Raw genomic sequence first — 17,549 nt, 5'->3', positions numbered from 1 at the left:
CATTTTTCGCGAGCAAGCTCGCTCCTACAGAAAAGCATCGAACAATCCATCAGAGGTTGAACAACATGGCTGCAAACGACACCACCCCGTTGATCGAGAAACGTTCGATCGACTACATCCCGGAAGCGGAAAGACATGGTCGTCTATTCAGTCAATTCACCCTGTGGATGGGTGCCAACCTGCAGATCACTGCGATTGTCACCGGGGCGTTGGCCGTGGTGATGGGCGGTGATGTGTTCTGGTCGTTGATCGGCTTGCTCATCGGTCAACTGATCGGCGGTGGCGTCATGGCGCTGCATGCGGCGCAAGGGCCCAAGCTTGGCCTGCCGCAGATGATTTCCAGCCGGGTGCAGTTCGGCGTTTACGGCGCGGCCATTCCGATCGTGCTGGTGTGCTTGATGTACCTGGGCTTCACCGCCACCGGTACCGTGCTGTCGGGCCAGGCGCTGGGCCAGTTGTTCGGGGTCAGCGACAGCGTAGGCATCCTGATCTTCGCCAGTGTCATCGTGCTTGTTACGGTGCTGGGTTACCGGGTGATCCACTTCATCGGCCGTGTCGCGAGCGTCATTGGCGTGATTGCCTTTGTGTACCTGTTCAGCCGCCTGATGAGCCAGACCGACGTTGGCGCGCTCCTGCAAATCCGCCACTTCAGCTGGAGCAGCTTCCTTTTGGCCGTGTCACTTGCGGCCTCCTGGCAGATCGCCTTCGGCCCTTACGTGGCGGACTACTCGCGTTATCTGCCGAGCCGCACGTCATCGGTGAAAACCTTTCTGGCTGCTGGCGCAGGTTCGGTCATCGGTGCCCAAGTGGCGATGGTCCTCGGCGTGTTTGCCGCGGCCATGTCCAACGGGCAGTTTGCCGGCCACGAGGTGGCGTACATCGTGGGCTTGAGCGGCACGGGGGCCACCGCTGCGTTGCTGTATTTCAGCATCGCGTTCGGCAAGGTCACCATCTCGACGCTCAATTCCTACGGCAGCTTCATGTGCATCGCCACTATCATCAGCGGCTTTCGTGGGCGCCTGGAAGTCACGCGGCTGCAGCGTCTGGTGTTCGTGCTGTTGATTGTCGGCACGGCCACGCTGATCGCGTTGCTCGGCCAGCATTCGTTCCTCGGTGCATTTAAGTCGTTCATCTTGTTCCTGCTGGCGTTCTTTACGCCCTGGAGTGCGATCAACCTGGTGGATTACTACTGCATCACCCGCGAGCGTTATGACGTGCCGGCGCTGGCCGACCCGAACGGTCGCTACGGCCGCTGGAACCTGCTGGGCATCAGCGTCTACGTATTCGGCGTGCTGGTGCAGTTGCCGTTCATCTCCACCAAGTTCTACACCGGCCCCCTGGTGGCCGCGCTAGGGGATGTGGATATCTCCTGGATCATCGGCCTGGTACTGCCGGCGGCCCTGTATTACGTGTGTGCGAAAAAATGGCATGGCACGGTACCCGATCACCTGATCCTGCCAAAAGAGCAGGGCGCTTCACCCATAACAAACGAGCTGGCTGCACAAGCCTGATGGGACGTGGACAGGGCAGGACGCCTACTGACTGCCGTAATCCATTTCATGATTGGGAGCGTCACAACAATGACTATGAATAAGACCTTGCTGGCTACTTTGTTCGCCGCTGGCGTGCTGGCAAGTGCCGGCGCCCAGGCGGCCGGCTGGTGTGAATCCGGCAAGCCGGTGAAATTCGCCGGCCTGAATTGGGAAAGCGGCATGTTGCTCACCGACATCCTGCAAACCGTGCTGGAAAAAGGCTACGACTGTAAAACCGACAGCCTGCCGGGCAACTCCATCACCATGGAAAACGCGCTGGGCAGTAACGACATCCAAGTGTTCGCCGAGGAGTGGGTAGGGCGCAGCGAGGTCTGGAACAAAGCCGAGAAGGCCGGCAAAGTCGTGGGCGTCGGGGCTCCGGTGGTCGGCGCGGTCGAAGGCTGGTACGTGCCGCGCTATGTGATCGAAGGCGACGCCAAGCGCAAGCTGGAAGCCAAGGCGCCGGACCTGAAAAACATCGCCGACCTGGCCAAGTACGCCTCGGTGTTCAAGGACCAGGAAGAGCCGTCCAAGGGCCGTTTCTACAACTGCCCGGCCGGCTGGACCTGCGAGCTGGACAACAGCGAAATGCTCAAGAGCTACGGCCTGGAAAGCACCTACACCAACTTCCGCCCGGGCACCGGCCCGGCGCTGGATGCGGCGGTGCTGTCGAGCTACAAGCGCGGCGAGCCGATCCTGTTCTACTACTGGTCACCGACACCGCTGATGGGCCAGGTCGACCTGGTCAAGCTGGAAGAAAAGCCCGGCGTGGATAAAAGCGTGAGCATCAAAGTCGGCCTGTCCAAGACTTTCCACGAGCAAGCCCCGGAACTGGTGGCCGTGCTGGAAAAGGTCAACCTGCCCATCGACCTGCTGAACCAGAACCTGGGCCGCATGGCCAAGGAGCGGATCGAGTCGCCGAAACTGGCGAAAATATTCCTCAAGGAACATCCTGAAGTCTGGCACGCCTGGGTGAGCGAAGACGCAGCCAAGAAAATCGACGCGGCCTTGTAGGTCAAGGGTGCACGGCTACCCTCAAGGGTGGCCGGGCGGCTGGCCACAACCCACTGGATCGAGAGCACGATATGTTTCCTGAGAGTTTTACCTTTTCCATCGCCGACTGGGTCAACGGTTGGGTGGACGCACTGGTCACCAACTACGGCGATGTGTTCCGGCACATCTCCGACACGCTGCTGTGGGCCATCGTCAACCTGGAAGGCCTGCTGCGCGCGGCGCCCTGGTGGCTGATGCTGGCCATCGTCGGCGGTATTGCCTGGCACGCCACCCGCAAGGTGGTGACCACCGCGGTAATTGTCGGCTTGCTGTTCCTGGTGGGCGCGGTTGGCCTGTGGGACAAACTGATGCAAACCCTGGCATTGATGATGGTGGCCACGGTGATCTCGGTGTTGATCGGCATCCCCTTGGGCATCCTGTCGGCGCGCAGTAATCGCCTGCGTTCGGTGCTGATGCCGTTGCTGGACATCATGCAAACCATGCCCAGCTTCGTGTACCTGATCCCGGTGCTGATGCTGTTCGGCCTGGGCAAGGTCCCGGCGATTTTCGCCACGGTGATCTACGCCGCGCCGCCGCTGATCCGCCTCACAGATCTGGGTATTCGCCAGGTCGATGGCGAAGTCATGGAAGCTATCAACGCCTTCGGTGCCAACCGCTGGCAGCAACTGTTCGGCGTGCAATTGCCGCTGGCGCTGCCAAGCATCATGGCCGGTATCAACCAGACCACCATGATGGCGCTATCGATGGTGGTGATCGCCTCGATGATCGGTGCCCGTGGCTTGGGTGAAGACGTGCTCGTCGGCATCCAGACCCTCAACGTCGGCCGTGGCCTTGAAGCCGGGCTGGCGATCGTGATTCTTGCAGTGGTCATCGACCGCATTACCCAGGCTTATGGCCGCCCACGGCATGAGGCGAGCAAATGACGACTGTCAGCAAAATCGAAGTCAAAAACGTCTTCAAGATTTTCGGCGCGCGCGCCCAGGATGCGCTGGCCATGGTCGGCCAGGGCAAGACCAAGGACCAGGTACTGGCCGAGACCGGTTGCGTGGTCGGTGTGAATGACCTGTCCCTGAGCATCGGCACCGGTGAGATCTTTGTGATCATGGGCTTGTCGGGTTCGGGCAAATCCACCCTGGTGCGCCACTTCAACCGGCTGATCGACCCCACCAGCGGCGCGATCCTGGTGGACGGCGAAGACATCCTGCAACTGGACATGGAAGCCCTGCGCCAATTCCGTCGGCACAAGATCAGCATGGTGTTCCAGAGCTTCGGCCTGCTGCCGCACAAGAGCGTGCTCGACAACGTTGCCTACGGCCTGAAAGTGCGTGGCGAGACCAAGCAGGTCTGCGCCGAACGTGCGTTGCACTGGATCGAAACCGTGGGCCTCAAGGGCTACGAAAACAAATACCCGCACCAGCTGTCCGGCGGCATGCGCCAGCGCGTGGGCCTGGCCCGCGCCTTGGCGGCCGACACCGACATCATCCTGATGGACGAAGCCTTCAGCGCCCTCGACCCGTTGATCCGCGCCGAGATGCAGGATCAATTGCTCGAGCTGCAAAAGACCCTGCACAAGACCATCGTATTCATCACCCACGACCTCGACGAGGCTGTGCGCATCGGTAACCGCATTGCGATCCTCAAGGACGGCAAGCTGATCCAGGTCGGCACCCCGCGAGAGATTCTGCACTCGCCGGCGGATGAGTATGTGGACCGCTTTGTTCAGCGGCGGGCGGCGGTGGTCTGATCCGGGCTGTGTGGTGAATCGGCTGGCGCCATCGCAGGCAAGCCAGCTCCCACACTTGATTGGGTTCACATCGGTCAAATGTGGGAGCCGGGCTTGCCCGCGATGAGGCCGGCAATGCTGTAGAGATTATGAAGAGGTCAACGATGTCCCAGGCAACAACAATCATCATCGCCGACACCCCAATGCGCTGGCAGGACGTCACCGCCGTTGCCCGTCACGGCGCCATGCTCGAACTCTCCGGCCACGCCTGGGCGCGCATCGACAATGCCCAAGCCATCGTGCAGCGCATCGTCACCAGCGGTGAGCGCGCCTATGGCGTGAACACCGGCCTGGGCGCGCTGTGCAACGTCTCGCTCAAGACCGAGCAACTGAGCCAACTGTCGCGCAACACGCTGCTGAGCCACGCCTGCGGCGTCGGCCCGGTGCTCAGCGATGAGCAGACCCGCGCGATCATCTGCGCGGCGATCATCAACTACAGCCACGGCAAGTCCGGCCTGCATCCGCAGGTGGTGCACGCGCTGCTGGCGCTGCTCAACCATGGCATCACCCCGCAAGTGCCGTCCCAAGGCTCGGTGGGGTATCTGACCCACATGGCCCATATCGGCGTGGCCCTGCTGGGCGTCGGCAATGTGAGCTACCGCGGCCAGATCGTCACGGCGCAACACGCGTTGCACGCTGAAGGTTTGCAGCCCGTGGTACTCGGCGCCAAGGACGGCCTGTGCCTGGTCAACGGCACGCCGTGCATGACCGGCCTGAGCTGCCTGGCCCTGGCCGATGCGCATCACTTGCTGCAATGGGCCGACGTGATCGGTGCCATGAGTTTCGAAGCCCAGCGCGGCCAGATCGACGCCTTCGACGAAGCCATCATCGCCCTCAAGCCGCACCCGGGCATGCAGCATGTAGGTATCAACCTGCGTGCCCTGCTCGACGGCAGTGAGGTGATTGCCAGCAGTAAAGGTATTCGCACCCAGGACGCCTTGAGCATTCGCTCGATCCCGCAGATCCACGGCGCGGCCCGCGACCAGGTGGAGCACGCCACGCGCCAGATCGAGACCGAACTCAACAGCGCCACCGACAACCCGCTGCTGCTGGGCACGCCGGACAATTACCGCGTGGTGTCCCAGGCCAACCCCCACGGGCAGTCCGTCGCGTTGGCGGCCGACATGCTCGCCATCGCCATGGCCGAGATCGGCTCGGTGGCCGAGCGCCGCCTGGACCGCCTGGTCAACCCGCATGTCAGCGGCCTGCCAGCCTTTCTGGTGAGCAACCCGGGCGTCAACTCCGGAATGATGATCGTGCAGTACGTCGCCGCGTCCTTGTGTGGGCAGAACCGCCAGTTGGCGCAACCTGCGGTGCTGGACAACTTCGTCACCTCGGGCCTGCAGGAAGACCACTTGAGCATGGGCACCAATGCCGCGCTCAAGCTGCACCAAGTGCTGGCCAACGTCACCCAGATTCTTGCCATCGAGTACCTGCTGGCGGCCCAGGCTTTCGAGTTTCTCAAGGACCAGCGCTTCGGCGCCGGTACCGACCGCGCCTGGCGGCTGCTGCGCGAAGTGGTCCCCGCCTATGAACAGGACCGCTGGCTGGCGCCGGATATTGCCGCCGCTGCCCAGTTGCTTAAAGACACTGCATTACCGAATTTGCACTGAACACCTAAGAACAATTCACAAGGAGAATGAATGTGACTGCGCTAAACCTGATTCCAGGCCAACTGAGCCTCGCCCAACTGCGTGCCATCTACCAGCAGCCAGTAACCCTCAGCCTGGATGACAGCGCCTCGGCCCAGATCGAAGCCAGCGTTGCCTGTGTGGAGCAGATTCTCGCCGAGAACCGCACCGCCTATGGCATCAACACCGGTTTTGGCCTGTTGGCCTCGACCCGCATCGCCAGCGAAGACCTGGAAAATCTCCAGCGCTCCCTGGTGCTGTCCCATGCTGCCGGCGTCGGTGAGCCGATCAGCGATGCGCTGGTGCGACTGGTCATGGTGCTCAAGGTCAACAGCCTGAGCCGTGGCTTCTCCGGGATTCGTCGCCAGGTGATCGACGCGCTGATCGCATTGATCAACGCCGAGGTGTACCCGCACATTCCACTTAAAGGTTCGGTCGGCGCCTCCGGTGACCTGGCGCCGTTGGCACACATGTCCTTGGTACTGCTTGGCGAAGGCAAAGCGCGTCACAAGGGCGAATGGCTGGAAGCCACCGAGGCACTGAAAGTCGCCGGCCTCACGCCGCTGACCCTGGCCGCCAAAGAAGGCCTGGCCCTGCTCAATGGCACCCAGGTGTCCACGGCCTATGCCCTGCGTGGCCTGTTCGAAGGCGAAGACCTGTTCGCCGGCGCCCTCGCGTGCGGCGGCCTCACTGTGGAAGCGGTACTGGGTTCGCGCTCGCCGTTCGATGCGCGTATTCATGCGGCGCGTGGCCAGCGCGGCCAGATCGACTCGGCAGCGGCCTATCGCGACCTGCTCGGTGAGAGCAGCCAGGTGTCCCAATCGCACCAGAACTGCGACAAGGTGCAAGACCCGTATTCCCTGCGTTGCCAACCACAGGTCATGGGCGCCTGCCTGACCCAATTGCGCCAGGCCGCCGAGGTGCTGGTGGTAGAAGCCAACGCGGTGTCGGATAACCCGCTGGTCTTTGCTGCCGAGGGCGATGTGATTTCCGGTGGCAACTTCCACGCCGAACCCGTGGCCATGGCTGCCGACAATATGGCGCTGGCCATTGCCGAAATCGGCTCCCTGAGCGAGCGCCGGATCTCGTTGATGATGGACAAGCACATGTCGCAACTGCCGCCGTTTCTGGTGGGCAATGGCGGGGTGAACTCGGGCTTCATGATTGCCCAGGTGACTGCCGCCGCGCTCGCCAGCGAGAACAAGGCGCTGGCCCATCCCCATAGCGTCGATAGCTTGCCGACCTCGGCCAACCAGGAAGACCACGTGTCCATGGCCCCAGCTGCGGGCAAGCGTTTGTGGGAAATGGCCGAGAACACTCGGGGCATCCTCGCGGTGGAATGGCTCGCGGCGTGCCAGGGCCTGGACCTGCGCGACGGCCTGAAGACCTCGCCCAAGCTGGAAAAAGCCCGTGGCATCCTGCGCGGCAAAGTGGCGTTCTATGACAAGGACCGTTTCTTCGCCCCGGACATCAACGCCGCCAGCGAACTGCTCGCCAGCCGCTGCCTGAATGAGCTGGTGCCGGCCAAGTTGCTGCCAAGCCTCTAACACGCCGCCGCCCCCACTGTAGGAGCGAGCTTGCTCGCGAAAATCGCCAACGATAACGCGACGAACCTGATGCCCCTCTGTGCTCTCAGGTTTTTCGCGAGCAAGCTCGCTCCTACATGTGAGGGCGCGTTTTTCTCGGGATAAGAATAATTAGGGAAGAGAAATGCACCAGCCAGAAAAAGGTTTGAAACGCGGGCTCAACGCCCGACATATTCGCTTCATGGCCCTGGGTTCCGCGATCGGCACCGGGCTGTTCTATGGCTCTGCCTCCGCCATCCAGATGGCCGGCCCCGCCGTGCTGCTGGCCTACCTGATCGGCGGCGCCGCCGTCTTCATGGTGATGCGCGCCCTCGGTGAGATGGCCGTGCACAACCCGGTGTCCGGCTCCTTCGGCCACTACGCCAGCACCTACCTGGGGCCGATGGCCGGGTTTATCCTCGGCTGGACCTACGCCTTTGAAATGATCATCGTCTGCCTCGCGGACGTCACCGCGTTCGGCATCTACATGGGCTTCTGGTTTCCCGAAGTGGCCCGTTGGGTCTGGGTGCTGGGCATCGTGTTTTTGATCGGCGGCCTGAACCTGTGCAACGTCAAAGTCTTTGGCGAGATGGAGTTCTGGCTGTCGCTGCTCAAGGTCGGCGCCATTGTGGCGATGATCCTCGGCGGCTTCGGCATCATGTTGTTCGGCATTCACTCGGCAGGCGAAACCCAGGCCAGCGGTCTGAGCAACCTGTGGGCCCACGGTGGCTTCATGCCTAACGGCATCGGCGGGTTGATTGCCTCGTTTGCGGTGGTGATGTTCGCCTTTGGCGGCATCGAAATCATCGGCATCACCGCCGGTGAAGCCAAGGACCCGCAGCGCGTGATCCCCAAGGCGATCAACGCGGTGCCGCTGCGTATCCTGCTGTTCTACGTGCTTACCCTGTTCGTGTTGATGGCGATCTACCCGTGGCCGCAGATCGGCAGCCAGGGCAGCCCGTTCGTGCAGATCTTCAGCAACCTGGGGATTGGCTCGGCGGCGACTATCCTTAACATCGTGGTGATCTCGGCGGCGGTGTCGGCGATCAACAGCGACATCTTCGGCGCCGGGCGCATGATGTACGGCCTGGCTCAACAAGGGCAGGCGCCCAAGGGCTTCGCGCAATTGTCCAAACAGGGCGTACCGTGGATGACCGTGGTGGTCATGGGCGCCGCCTTGCTCGGCGGTGTGGTGCTCAACTACCTGATCCCGGAAAACGTGTTCCTGCTGATCGCCTCGATTGCCACCTTCGCCACCGTGTGGGTCTGGCTGATGATCCTGTTTACCCAGGTCGCCATGCGCCGCTCCATGACCAAGGCACAGGTCGCCGAACTGAAATTCCCGGTGCCGTTCTGGCCCTATGCGCCGGCAGCGGCCATTGTGTTCATGCTGTTTGTGTTTGGTGTACTCGGTTACTTCCCGGACACCCAGGCGGCGTTGATGGTGGGCGCCGTGTGGATCGTGCTGCTGATCATCGCCTACTGGCTGTGGGTCAAGCCTGCCGCCGGGCAAACGGCCAAGGTCGATTACGACCCGGTTTTGTCTCATCGATAACTTAGGGAGGCGTTGATGAAAACGCTTTGGCAACACTGCCACGTCGCAACCATGGCCAACGGCAAATACTCGATCATCGAGGATGCCGCCATGGTGACTGCCGGCTCGCTCATCGAGTGGGTCGGCCCCCGCAGCCAGGCGCCGACGGCGGATTACGCCCAGGTGCATGACCTGCAAGGCGCGTGGGTCACCCCCGGGCTGATCGACTGCCACACCCATGCGGTGTTTGGTGGTAATCGCAGCGGCGAATTCGAGCAGCGCCTCGAAGGCGTCAGCTACGCCGAGATTGCGGCCAAGGGCGGCGGCATTGCCAGTACGGTGCGCGCAACCCGTGCGGCGAGCGAAGATGAGCTGTTCTCGAGTGCCGAAAAGCGCCTGCGCAGTTTGCTGCGTGACGGCGTGACCACCGTGGAGATCAAGTCCGGCTACGGCCTGGACCTGGCCAACGAACGCAAGATGCTGCGCGTGGCCCGGCGTCTGGGTGAAGCACTGCCGGTCAGCGTGCGCGCCACCTGCCTGGCCGCCCACGCGTTGCCGCCGGAGTACAAGGACCGTGCCGACGACTACATTGAGCACATCTGCAAGGAGATGCTGCCGGCGCTGGCAGCAGAAGGGCTGGTGGATGCGGTGGATGCCTTCTGTGAATACTTGGCCTTTTCCCCCGAACAGGTCGAGCGCGTATTCAAGGTTGCCCAACAGCTTGGCTTGCCCGTGAAGCTGCACGCCGAGCAGCTCTCATCGCTGCACGGCTCCAGCCTGGCGGCGCGCTACCACGCGCTGTCGGCCGACCACCTGGAATTCATGACCGAAGAAGACGCCATCGCCATGGCCGCTGCTGGCACCGTCGCCGTGTTGCTGCCGGGCGCTTTTTACTTCCTGCGTGAAACCCAACTGCCGCCCATGGAGGCCCTGCGCAAACACGGCGTGAAGATCGCTATCGCCAGCGACCTCAACCCCGGCACCTCGCCGGCACTGTCGGTGCGGCTGATGCTGAACATGGCCTGCACCCTGTTCCGCATGACCCCGGAAGAAGCCCTGGCCGGCGCCACGCAACACGCGGCCACCGCGTTGGGGCTGGGTGATACCCATGGTTCCCTGGAAGTGGGCAAGGTCGCGGACTTTGTCGCCTGGCAGATCGACCGCCCCGCCGACCTGGCCTACTGGCTGGGTGGCGAACTGGATAAACGCGTCGTGCGCCACGGCGTCGATGTCACTGTTTGAGAGGATGCTGTTGTGGATAAGGTTCTGACATTCAAACAAGGCCGTGTACCGCTGCTGATCAGCATGCCCCACGCCGGCCTGCGCCTCACCCCTGCGGTCCAGGACGGGTTGATCCCCGAGGCGCAAAGCCTGCCGGACACCGACTGGCATATCCCCCTGTTGTATGACTTTGCCGAAGAACTGGGCGCCAGCACCCTGGCTGCGCAGTACTCGCGGTTTGTCATCGACCTCAACCGGCCTTCCGACAACACGCCGCTGTATGCCGGCGCTACTACCGGCCTGTACCCCGAGACGCTGTTCGACGGCGTGCCGTTGTTCCGTGAAGGGCAAACGCCCTCCGACGAAGAGCGGGCCAGCTACCTGCAAAAAATCTGGGGGCCGTACCACCGTCAACTGCAAGAAGAACTGGCACGCCTCAAGGCCGAGTTCGGTTATGCGTTGCTGTTCGACGCGCACTCGATCCGCTCGGTGATCCCGCACCTGTTTGACGGCAAATTGCCGGACTTCAATTTGGGTACCTTCAACGGCGCTGCGTGCGACCCGCAGCTGGCCAGCCAGCTGGAAGCCATCTGCGCCCAGCATCCGCAATACACCCATGTGCTGAATGGGCGCTTCAAGGGCGGCCATATCACCCGTCACTACGGCAACCCGGCGCAGGATATCCATGCGGTGCAGCTGGAGTTGTGCCAGAGCACCTATATGGAGGAGTTCGAGCCGTTCCGTTATCGCCATGATTTGGCCGAGCCGACGCAGGTGGTGTTGAGGCAGTTGCTGGAAGGGCTGTTGGCTTGGGGGCAGAAGCACTACCGGTAATTGTTGGTGCTGCTGCAATAGCTTTCGCGAGCAAGCCCGCTCCCACGCTTGACCGCGCTCTATCATGAGAATGCGCTCCAAATGTGGGAGCTGGCTTGCCTGCGATAACGGTGGTTCAGCAACACTTTTATCAACTGACACACCGCCATCCCGGCAAAGGGCTGGTCCACGGTTGTTTGCGGGCATGCGGCCAGGTGCCGGAGGTGGATCGGTTGTATGACTATCTGCTTGGTTACCTGAGGCGCGAACTGCTGACACAGGTCTAAGTGCTCAAGGACATGCTCATTGCACAATTCGGGTTTATGATGCCAAACGGCAAAATAATAGACGTCCCCCCAGGGATGAACCCGACACCCTACGGAGCACGCAATGCAGACTTGGTACCCGCAGATCAAACCCTACGCCCGGCACGATCTGGCTGTCGATGACACCCACACCCTGTATGTCGATGAAAGTGGCTCCCCCGAAGGCTTGCCTGTCGTGTTCATCCATGGCGGCCCCGGCTCCGGTTGCGACGCCCAGAGCCGCTGCTATTTCGACCCGAACCTCTACCATATTGTCACCTTCGACCAGCGTGGCTGCGGCCGTTCCACGCCGAGGGCGAGCCTGGAGAACAACACCACCTGGGATCTGGTCGCCGACCTTGAACGCATCCGCGAGCACCTGGGCATCGACAAATGGGTGCTGTTCGGCGGGTCCTGGGGCTCGACCCTGGCCCTGGCCTACGCGCAAACCCATCCCGAGCGTGTGCTCGGCCTGATCGTGCGCGGCATCTTCCTCGCCCGCCCCCAGGATATTCGCTGGTTCTACCAGGAGGGCGCGAGCCGTCTGTTCCCGGATTACTGGCAGGACTACGTGGCCCCGATCCCGGTGGAGGAGCGCCACGACATGATCGCCGCTTACCACAAGCGCCTGACCGGCAATGACCAGATCGCCCAGATGCACGCGGCCAAAGCCTGGTCGGGCTGGGAAGGCCGCATGCTGGGCCTGTGCCCGAGCCCACAGCATGTGGAGCGGTTTTCCGAGCCGCAGCGCGCCTTGTCCATCGCACGTATCGAATGCCATTACTTCACCAACAACTCCTTCCTGGAGCCCAACCAGCTGATTCGCGATATGCACAAGATCGCCCATCTGCCTGGCGTCATCATCCATGGCCGCTACGATATGATCTGCACGCTGGATAACGCCTGGGAACTGCATCAGGCCTGGCCCAACAGCGAGTTGCAGGTGATCCGCGAGGCCGGGCATGCGGCATCCGAGCCGGGTATCACTGACGCGCTGGTACGCGCGACCGGCGAAATGGCCCGACGCTTGCTCGACCTGCCGCCTGAAGAAGCATGAAGGGCCTGTTGCAGCGGGTGCGTGGCGCCCGGGTCGAGGTCGCGGGTGAGGTGGTAGGCTCGATCGACCAGGGTTTGCTGGTACTGGTGGCCGTCGAGCCTTCAGATACCCCCGAAAGCGCCGACAAACTGCTGCACAAGCTGCTTAACTATCGGGTGTTCAGTGACGAGGAGGGCAAGATGAACCTGTCCCTCAAGGACATCGGCGGCGGTTTGCTGCTGGTGTCGCAGTTCACCTTGGCGGCGGATACCAAAAGCGGGCTGCGGCCCAGCTTCTCCACAGCGGCTCCACCGGCCCTGGGAGCGGCGCTTTTTGATCACTTGTTGTTACAAGCGCAACAATTGCATGGCAAGGTGGCGTCAGGGCGTTTTGGCGCGGATATGCAGGTGCACTTGGTCAATGATGGCCCTGTGACCTTCCTCTTACAGACATGAATGTATGAAAAACGACGTTAATGCCTAAAAACGCAGGGTTTCGCTACAAATACTTCGCTGCCCCTGATGCGTTGTCTCGCGGGCTACTAGATAATCGCGCGCTACGGGGATCAGCGTTGTTTGGTCCATTTTTGACTTAGGTAGAGCCTTGTCCGACAACCGCGTGGGGAATCATTTTGCCCCAGAGGAGTCGGAACATTGCTCGCCAACCTGGCATATAGATAGCTGGCAGTTGGTTTTTTGATCTGTTTTCGGCGAGGGTTGCTCGTGATTGTTAGTCCCTGTAATGCACCAAAATTGTCTGCCAAACGGTTACGAAACGCACTGGTGACGGGCTCCGCCCTGTTTTGCCTGTTCGGCGCGGGTCAACTGTGGGCGTTCAGTCTGGATGATGTGTCGGCCAAGGCAAAAGAGCTGGCTGGGCAGAAATACGAAGCTCCGCGCAGCAATTTGCCGAACGAATTCCGCGAAATGAAATTCGCTGATTACCAGAAAATTCGTTTCCGCAATGAAAAAGCCGAGTGGGCCGATCAGAACACCCCGTTCAAGCTGTCCTTCTATCACCAGGGGATGCATTTCGACACCCCGGTGAAAATCAACGAAGTCACCGCCGACAGCGTGCATGAAATCAAGTACGACCCGACGCGTTTCGATTTCGGCGATGTGAAATTTGATCCTAAAGCCACCGAACAGTTGGGTTACGCCGGTTTCCGTGTGCTTTTCCCGATCAACAAGGCCGACAAGCAAGACGAAATCATGACCATGCTCGGCGCCAGCTATTTCCGCGTCGTCGGCAAGGACCAGGTGTATGGCCTGTCTGCCCGTGGCATGGCGATCGACACCGCATTGCCGTCTGGCGAAGAATTCCCGCGTTTCACCGAGTTCTGGATCGAGCGTCCAAAGCCGGGTGACAAGCACCTGGTGATCTTTGCGCTGCTGGATTCGCCACGTGCCACTGGCGCTTATCGTCTGATCCTGCGCCCTGGCACCGACACCGTGGTGGACGTCAAATCCCAGATGTTCCTGCGTGACAAGGTCAGCAAGCTGGGCGTTGCGCCGTTGACCTCGATGTTCCTGTTCGGCGCCAACCAGCCGTCCAAGGTCCTCAACTACCGTCGCGAGCTCCACGACTCCAGCGGCCTGTCGATCCACGCCGGCAATGGCGAGTGGATCTGGCGTCCACTGAACAACCCCAAACACCTGTCGGTCAGCAACTTCAGCGTCGAAAACCCGCGTGGGTTCGGCCTGCTGCAACGTGGTCGCAACTTCAGCCACTACGAAGACCTGGACGACAACTACGACAAGCGCCCAAGCGCCTGGATCGAACCTGAAGGCGATTGGGGCAAAGGCTCCGTCGACCTGGTCGAGATCCCGACTGCCGATGAGACCAACGACAACATCGTGGCCTTCTGGAGCCCGGCCGAACTGCCGGAAGTCGGCAAGCCGCTGGACGTGGCCTACCGCCTGCACTGGACATTGGACGACGCGGCTTTCCATTCGCCAGACAGTGCCTGGGTCAAGCAGACCCTGCGCTCCACCGGTGACGTGAAGCAATCCAACCTGATCCGTCAGCCCGATGGCAGCGTGGCCTACCTGGTGGACTTCGAGGGCCCGTCCCTGAAGAAACTGCTGCCGGACGCGCCGGTACGTAGCCAGGTGAGCGTGGGTGATAACGCCGAACTGGTTGAAAACAGCGTGCGTTACAACGAACACACCAAAGGCTGGCGCCTGACCCTGCGTATGAAGATCAAGGACGCAAGCAAGCCGACCGAAATGCGTGCGGCGCTGGTGCAAGATATCGTGCAGCCTGAGCCTGAGTCGGTTTCCAACCATGTGCTCAAGGCCGACAAAGTCGTGGCCAAGCAGCATGAGAAACAGGCCAAGAAAGACGCCAAGGACAAGGAAGCCAAACAGCCTGAGGCTGCCCCAGCCACACCGGAGCCGATCAAGACCGAGCAAGTCCTGACCGAAACCTGGAGCTATCAGTTGCCTGCCGATGAGTAATTCTCAAGTCAAGCCAGAGACTCTGTCCGAGTACCTGGCGCATCTACCCATGACGGCTGAGCAGCGCGCCGAGCTGGCGGGCTGCACGTCCTTCAGCGAGTTGCACGAACGTCTGTCGTCCAAGACCTTCGACGCACCGACCGACGCTGCCCAAGCGTCGGTTGGCCGCCGCTTGACCCTCAACAGCGCCGAAGAGCTGGAAGACGCCGAGATGCTGGCGCTCGATGCCAGCGGTCGCGTGTGCCTGAAGGCCACGCCGCCGATCCGTCGGACCAAAGTGGTGCCCGAGCCTTGGCGCACCAACATCCTGGTGCGCGGTTGGCGCCGGATGACCGGTCGCACCAACCCGCCCAAGCCACCGAAAGATGAGCGGGTACTGCCGGCTGCGCGCTGGCGTACCGTCGGCTCGATCCGTCGTTACATCCTGTTGGTGCTGATGCTGGGACAGACCATCGTGGCCGGCTGGTACATGAAAGGCATCATGCCGTACCAGGGCTGGTCGCTGGTCGACTTCGACGAAATTCGCAACCAGACCCTGCTGCAAACTGCCACCCAGGTACTGCCTTACGCCCTGCAAACCAGCATCCTGATCATGTTCGGGATTCTGTTCTGCTGGGTGTCGGCCGGTTTCTGGACCGCGCTCATGGGCTTCCTGGAACTGCTGACTGGTCACGATAAATACCGTATATCCGGTAAAAGTGCCGGCGACGAGCCGATTCCCAAGGATGCGCGCACCGCGCTTGTGATGCCGATCTGCAACGAAGACGTGCCGCGTGTATTCGCCGGTTTGCGTGCAACGTTCGAATCGGTGGCCGCGACCGGTGACCTGGATCGCTTCGATTTCTTCGTGCTCAGCGACAGTAACGACGCCGACATCTGCATCGCCGAACAGCAAGCCTGGCTCGACGTATGCCGCGAAGCGGGTGGTTTCGGCAAGATCTTCTATCGCCGTCGCCGCCGCCGCGTTAAGCGCAAGAGCGGCAACCTCGACGACTTCTGCCGTCGTTGGGGCGGTGACTACAAGTACATGGTCGTTCTCGACGCCGACAGCGTGATGAGCGGCGAGTGCCTGACCAGCCTGGTGCGCCTGATGGAAGCCACGCCGGATGCCGGGATTATCCAGACCGCGCCGCGTGCGTCGGGCATGGACACCCTGTATGCGCGCATGCAGCAGTTCGCCACTCGCGTGTACGGCCCGCTGTTTACTGCCGGCCTGCACTTCTGGCAGTTGGGTGAATCCCACTATTGGGGCCACAACGCCATTATCCGTATGAAGCCGTTTATCGAGCACTGCGCCCTGGCGCCGTTGCCAGGTAAGGGCGCGTTTGCCGGTGCGATCCTTTCCCACGACTTCGTTGAAGCCGCGCTGATGCGCCGCGCCGGCTGGGGCGTGTGGATTGCCTACGACCTGCCGGGCAGCTACGAAGAACTGCCGCCGAACCTGCTGGATGAACTCAAGCGTGACCGCCGCTGGTGCCACGGTAACCTGATGAACTTCCGCCTGTTCCTGGTCAAAGGCATGCACCCGGTACACCGTGCGGTGTTCCTCACCGGCGTGATGTCCTACCTGTCGGCGCCGTTGTGGTTCTTCTTTCTGGTGCTGTCCACAGCGTTGCTGGCGGTGAATACGCTGATGGAGCCGCAGTACTTCATGGCTCCGCGCCAGTTGTACCCGCTGTGGCCACAATGGCACCCGGACAAGGCGGTAGCGCTGTTCTCCACCACCATCGTGCTGTTGTTCCTGCCTAAACTGCTCAGCATCATCCTGATCTGGGCCAAGGGCGCCAAAGAGTTCGGTGGCAAGTTCAAGGTGACCCTGTCGATGCTGCTGGAGATGCTGTTCTCCATGCTGCTGGCGCCGGTGCGGATGATTTTCCACACCCGTTTCGTCCTCGCTGCGTTCCTCGGCTGGGCCGCTACCTGGAACTCGCCACAACGTGACGACGACTCCACGCCATGGAGCGAGGCGGTCAAGCGCCACGGTCCGCAAACCGTGCTGGGCTTTTTATGGGCGCTGCTGGTGGTGTGGTTGAACCCAAGCTTCCTGTGGTGGCTGGTGCCGATCGTCGGTTCGCTGATGCTGTCGATCCCGGTGTCGGTGATTTCCAGCCGGGTCAAGCTGGGCCTCAAGTCCCGCGACGAGAGCCTGTTCCTGATCCCTGAGGAATACAATCCGCCGCAAGCCCTGCTGTCGACCGAGCAGTACACCCACGAAAACCGTTGGCACGCCCTCAATGACGGCTTTGTGCGTTCGGTGGTCGACCCGCAGCAGAACGCCCTGGCCTGCGCCTTGGCGACCTCGCGGCACCGTGAGGCCGAGCCCATCGAGTACCTGCGCATGGAGCGTGTTCGCCACGCGTTGAAAGTCGGCCCGGCCGGCCTCAACAACAGCGAACGTTTGGCGCTGCTCAGCGATCCGGTGGCTTTGGCTCGCCTGCATGAGCAGGTGTGGAGCGAAGGTCATGCCGAGTGGCTCGGCGCTTGGCGTGCCTCGATCAAGGCCGATCCGCACGCGCCATTGCTGCCCCTGCAACCACAGTCCCCCCAGGCCCAACCGGCCTGATTCAGGCACCCCCGAAGGCTCACTTCGGGGGTGTTTCAAACGTTGGTCCTACAGCGTTTTTAGCCCCTTCCTTTTTATTCCTAACTCCTTGTT

The 17,549-nt window shown here is 61.6% G+C and carries 12 protein-coding genes and 2 pseudogenes; all 14 read left to right on the top strand.

Annotation, left to right across the window (positions count from 1 at the left end):
- Positions 1–65: 65 nt before the first annotated feature.
- Positions 66–1,511 (top strand): purine-cytosine permease family protein, encoded by a 1,446-nt coding sequence (locus tag MF6394_RS09080; RefSeq protein ID WP_078466531.1) that lies wholly within the window; start codon positions 66–68, stop codon positions 1,509–1,511.
- 69 nt (positions 1,512–1,580) lie between these two features.
- Positions 1,581–2,546: an ABC transporter substrate-binding protein gene (locus tag MF6394_RS09075; protein ID WP_047712379.1), complete on the top strand. Its 966-nt coding sequence runs from the start codon at positions 1,581–1,583 to the stop codon at positions 2,544–2,546.
- A 71-nt stretch (positions 2,547–2,617) separates the two neighbouring features.
- On the top strand, positions 2,618–3,469 hold the full coding sequence (locus tag MF6394_RS09070; RefSeq protein WP_003187838.1) for an ABC transporter permease: 852 nt from the start codon (positions 2,618–2,620) through the stop codon (positions 3,467–3,469).
- On the top strand, positions 3,466–4,290 hold the full coding sequence (locus MF6394_RS09065; protein WP_003187840.1) for a quaternary amine ABC transporter ATP-binding protein: 825 nt from the start codon (positions 3,466–3,468) through the stop codon (positions 4,288–4,290). Before MF6394_RS09070 ends, MF6394_RS09065 begins: the two co-directional genes overlap by 4 nt.
- 143 nt (positions 4,291–4,433) lie before the next feature.
- Positions 4,434–5,942 carry a histidine ammonia-lyase gene (hutH, locus tag MF6394_RS09060; RefSeq protein WP_078466530.1) on the top strand — a complete coding sequence of 503 codons (1,509 nt, stop codon included), beginning with the start codon at positions 4,434–4,436 and terminating at the stop codon, positions 5,940–5,942.
- A gap of 26 nt (positions 5,943–5,968) precedes the next feature.
- Positions 5,969–7,507 carry a histidine ammonia-lyase gene (hutH, locus tag MF6394_RS09055; protein ID WP_102047763.1) on the top strand — a complete coding sequence of 513 codons (1,539 nt, stop codon included), beginning with the start codon at positions 5,969–5,971 and terminating at the stop codon, positions 7,505–7,507.
- A gap of 163 nt (positions 7,508–7,670) precedes the next feature.
- Entirely contained in the window at positions 7,671–9,080 is a 1,410-nt protein-coding gene (locus MF6394_RS09050) for an amino acid permease (protein ID WP_014716540.1), read from the top strand.
- 15 nt (positions 9,081–9,095) lie between these two features.
- Positions 9,096–10,301, top strand: a complete 1,206-nt coding sequence (gene hutI / locus MF6394_RS09045; protein WP_078466529.1) for an imidazolonepropionase — start codon at positions 9,096–9,098, stop codon at positions 10,299–10,301.
- 12 nt (positions 10,302–10,313) lie between these two features.
- A complete protein-coding gene (gene hutG / locus MF6394_RS09040) occupies positions 10,314–11,114 on the top strand; it encodes an N-formylglutamate deformylase (protein ID WP_047712382.1) in 801 nt (266 codons plus the stop codon).
- Positions 11,115–11,260: 146 nt separating this feature from the next.
- Positions 11,261–11,380 (top strand): annotated as a pseudogene (locus MF6394_RS34530) (alpha/beta hydrolase); the annotation flags it as partial.
- A gap of 103 nt (positions 11,381–11,483) precedes the next feature.
- Positions 11,484–12,455: a prolyl aminopeptidase gene (gene pip / locus MF6394_RS09035; protein WP_014716544.1), complete on the top strand. Its 972-nt coding sequence runs from the start codon at positions 11,484–11,486 to the stop codon at positions 12,453–12,455.
- Positions 12,452–12,889: a D-aminoacyl-tRNA deacylase gene (gene dtd, locus MF6394_RS09030; protein ID WP_003187854.1), complete on the top strand. Its 438-nt coding sequence runs from the start codon at positions 12,452–12,454 to the stop codon at positions 12,887–12,889. Before pip ends, dtd begins: the two co-directional genes overlap by 4 nt.
- A 267-nt stretch (positions 12,890–13,156) precedes the next feature.
- A complete protein-coding gene (locus tag MF6394_RS09025) occupies positions 13,157–14,893 on the top strand; it encodes a glucan biosynthesis protein G (RefSeq protein ID WP_032897635.1) in 1,737 nt (578 codons plus the stop codon).
- Positions 14,886–17,464 (top strand): annotated as a pseudogene (mdoH, locus tag MF6394_RS09020) (glucans biosynthesis glucosyltransferase MdoH); the annotation flags it as partial. The gene MF6394_RS09025 and the pseudogene mdoH, both read left to right, overlap by 8 nt.
- Between the last annotated feature and the right edge of the window lie 85 nt (positions 17,465–17,549).

Source organism: Pseudomonas sp. MF6394 (assembly GCF_002018845.1).
In the GTDB taxonomy this organism is placed as follows: Bacteria; Pseudomonadota; Gammaproteobacteria; order Pseudomonadales; family Pseudomonadaceae; genus Aquipseudomonas; species Aquipseudomonas lactis.
The sequence above is the reverse complement of the archived record's forward strand: the minus strand, read 5'-3'. Positions and strand labels throughout refer to the sequence as shown.

Bases quoted from the DNA above. Each gene is read 5' to 3' on its own strand.
- MF6394_RS09075 (WP_047712379.1), top strand. From the start codon at position 1,581: ATGACTATGAATAAGACCTTGCTGGCTACTTTGTTCGCCGCTGGCGTG.
- hutI (WP_078466529.1), top strand. From the start codon at position 9,096: ATGAAAACGCTTTGGCAACACTGCCACGTCGCAACCATGGCCAACGGC.
- dtd (WP_003187854.1), top strand. From the start codon at position 12,452: ATGAAGGGCCTGTTGCAGCGGGTGCGTGGCGCCCGGGTCGAGGTCGCG.
- MF6394_RS09050 (WP_014716540.1), top strand. From the start codon at position 7,671: ATGCACCAGCCAGAAAAAGGTTTGAAACGCGGGCTCAACGCCCGACAT.
- hutH (WP_102047763.1), top strand. From the start codon at position 5,969: ATGAATGTGACTGCGCTAAACCTGATTCCAGGCCAACTGAGCCTCGCC.
- MF6394_RS09080 (WP_078466531.1), top strand. From the start codon at position 66: ATGGCTGCAAACGACACCACCCCGTTGATCGAGAAACGTTCGATCGAC.
- hutH (WP_078466530.1), top strand. From the start codon at position 4,434: ATGTCCCAGGCAACAACAATCATCATCGCCGACACCCCAATGCGCTGG.
- MF6394_RS09065 (WP_003187840.1), top strand. From the start codon at position 3,466: ATGACGACTGTCAGCAAAATCGAAGTCAAAAACGTCTTCAAGATTTTC.
- pip (WP_014716544.1), top strand. From the start codon at position 11,484: ATGCAGACTTGGTACCCGCAGATCAAACCCTACGCCCGGCACGATCTG.
- MF6394_RS09070 (WP_003187838.1), top strand. From the start codon at position 2,618: ATGTTTCCTGAGAGTTTTACCTTTTCCATCGCCGACTGGGTCAACGGT.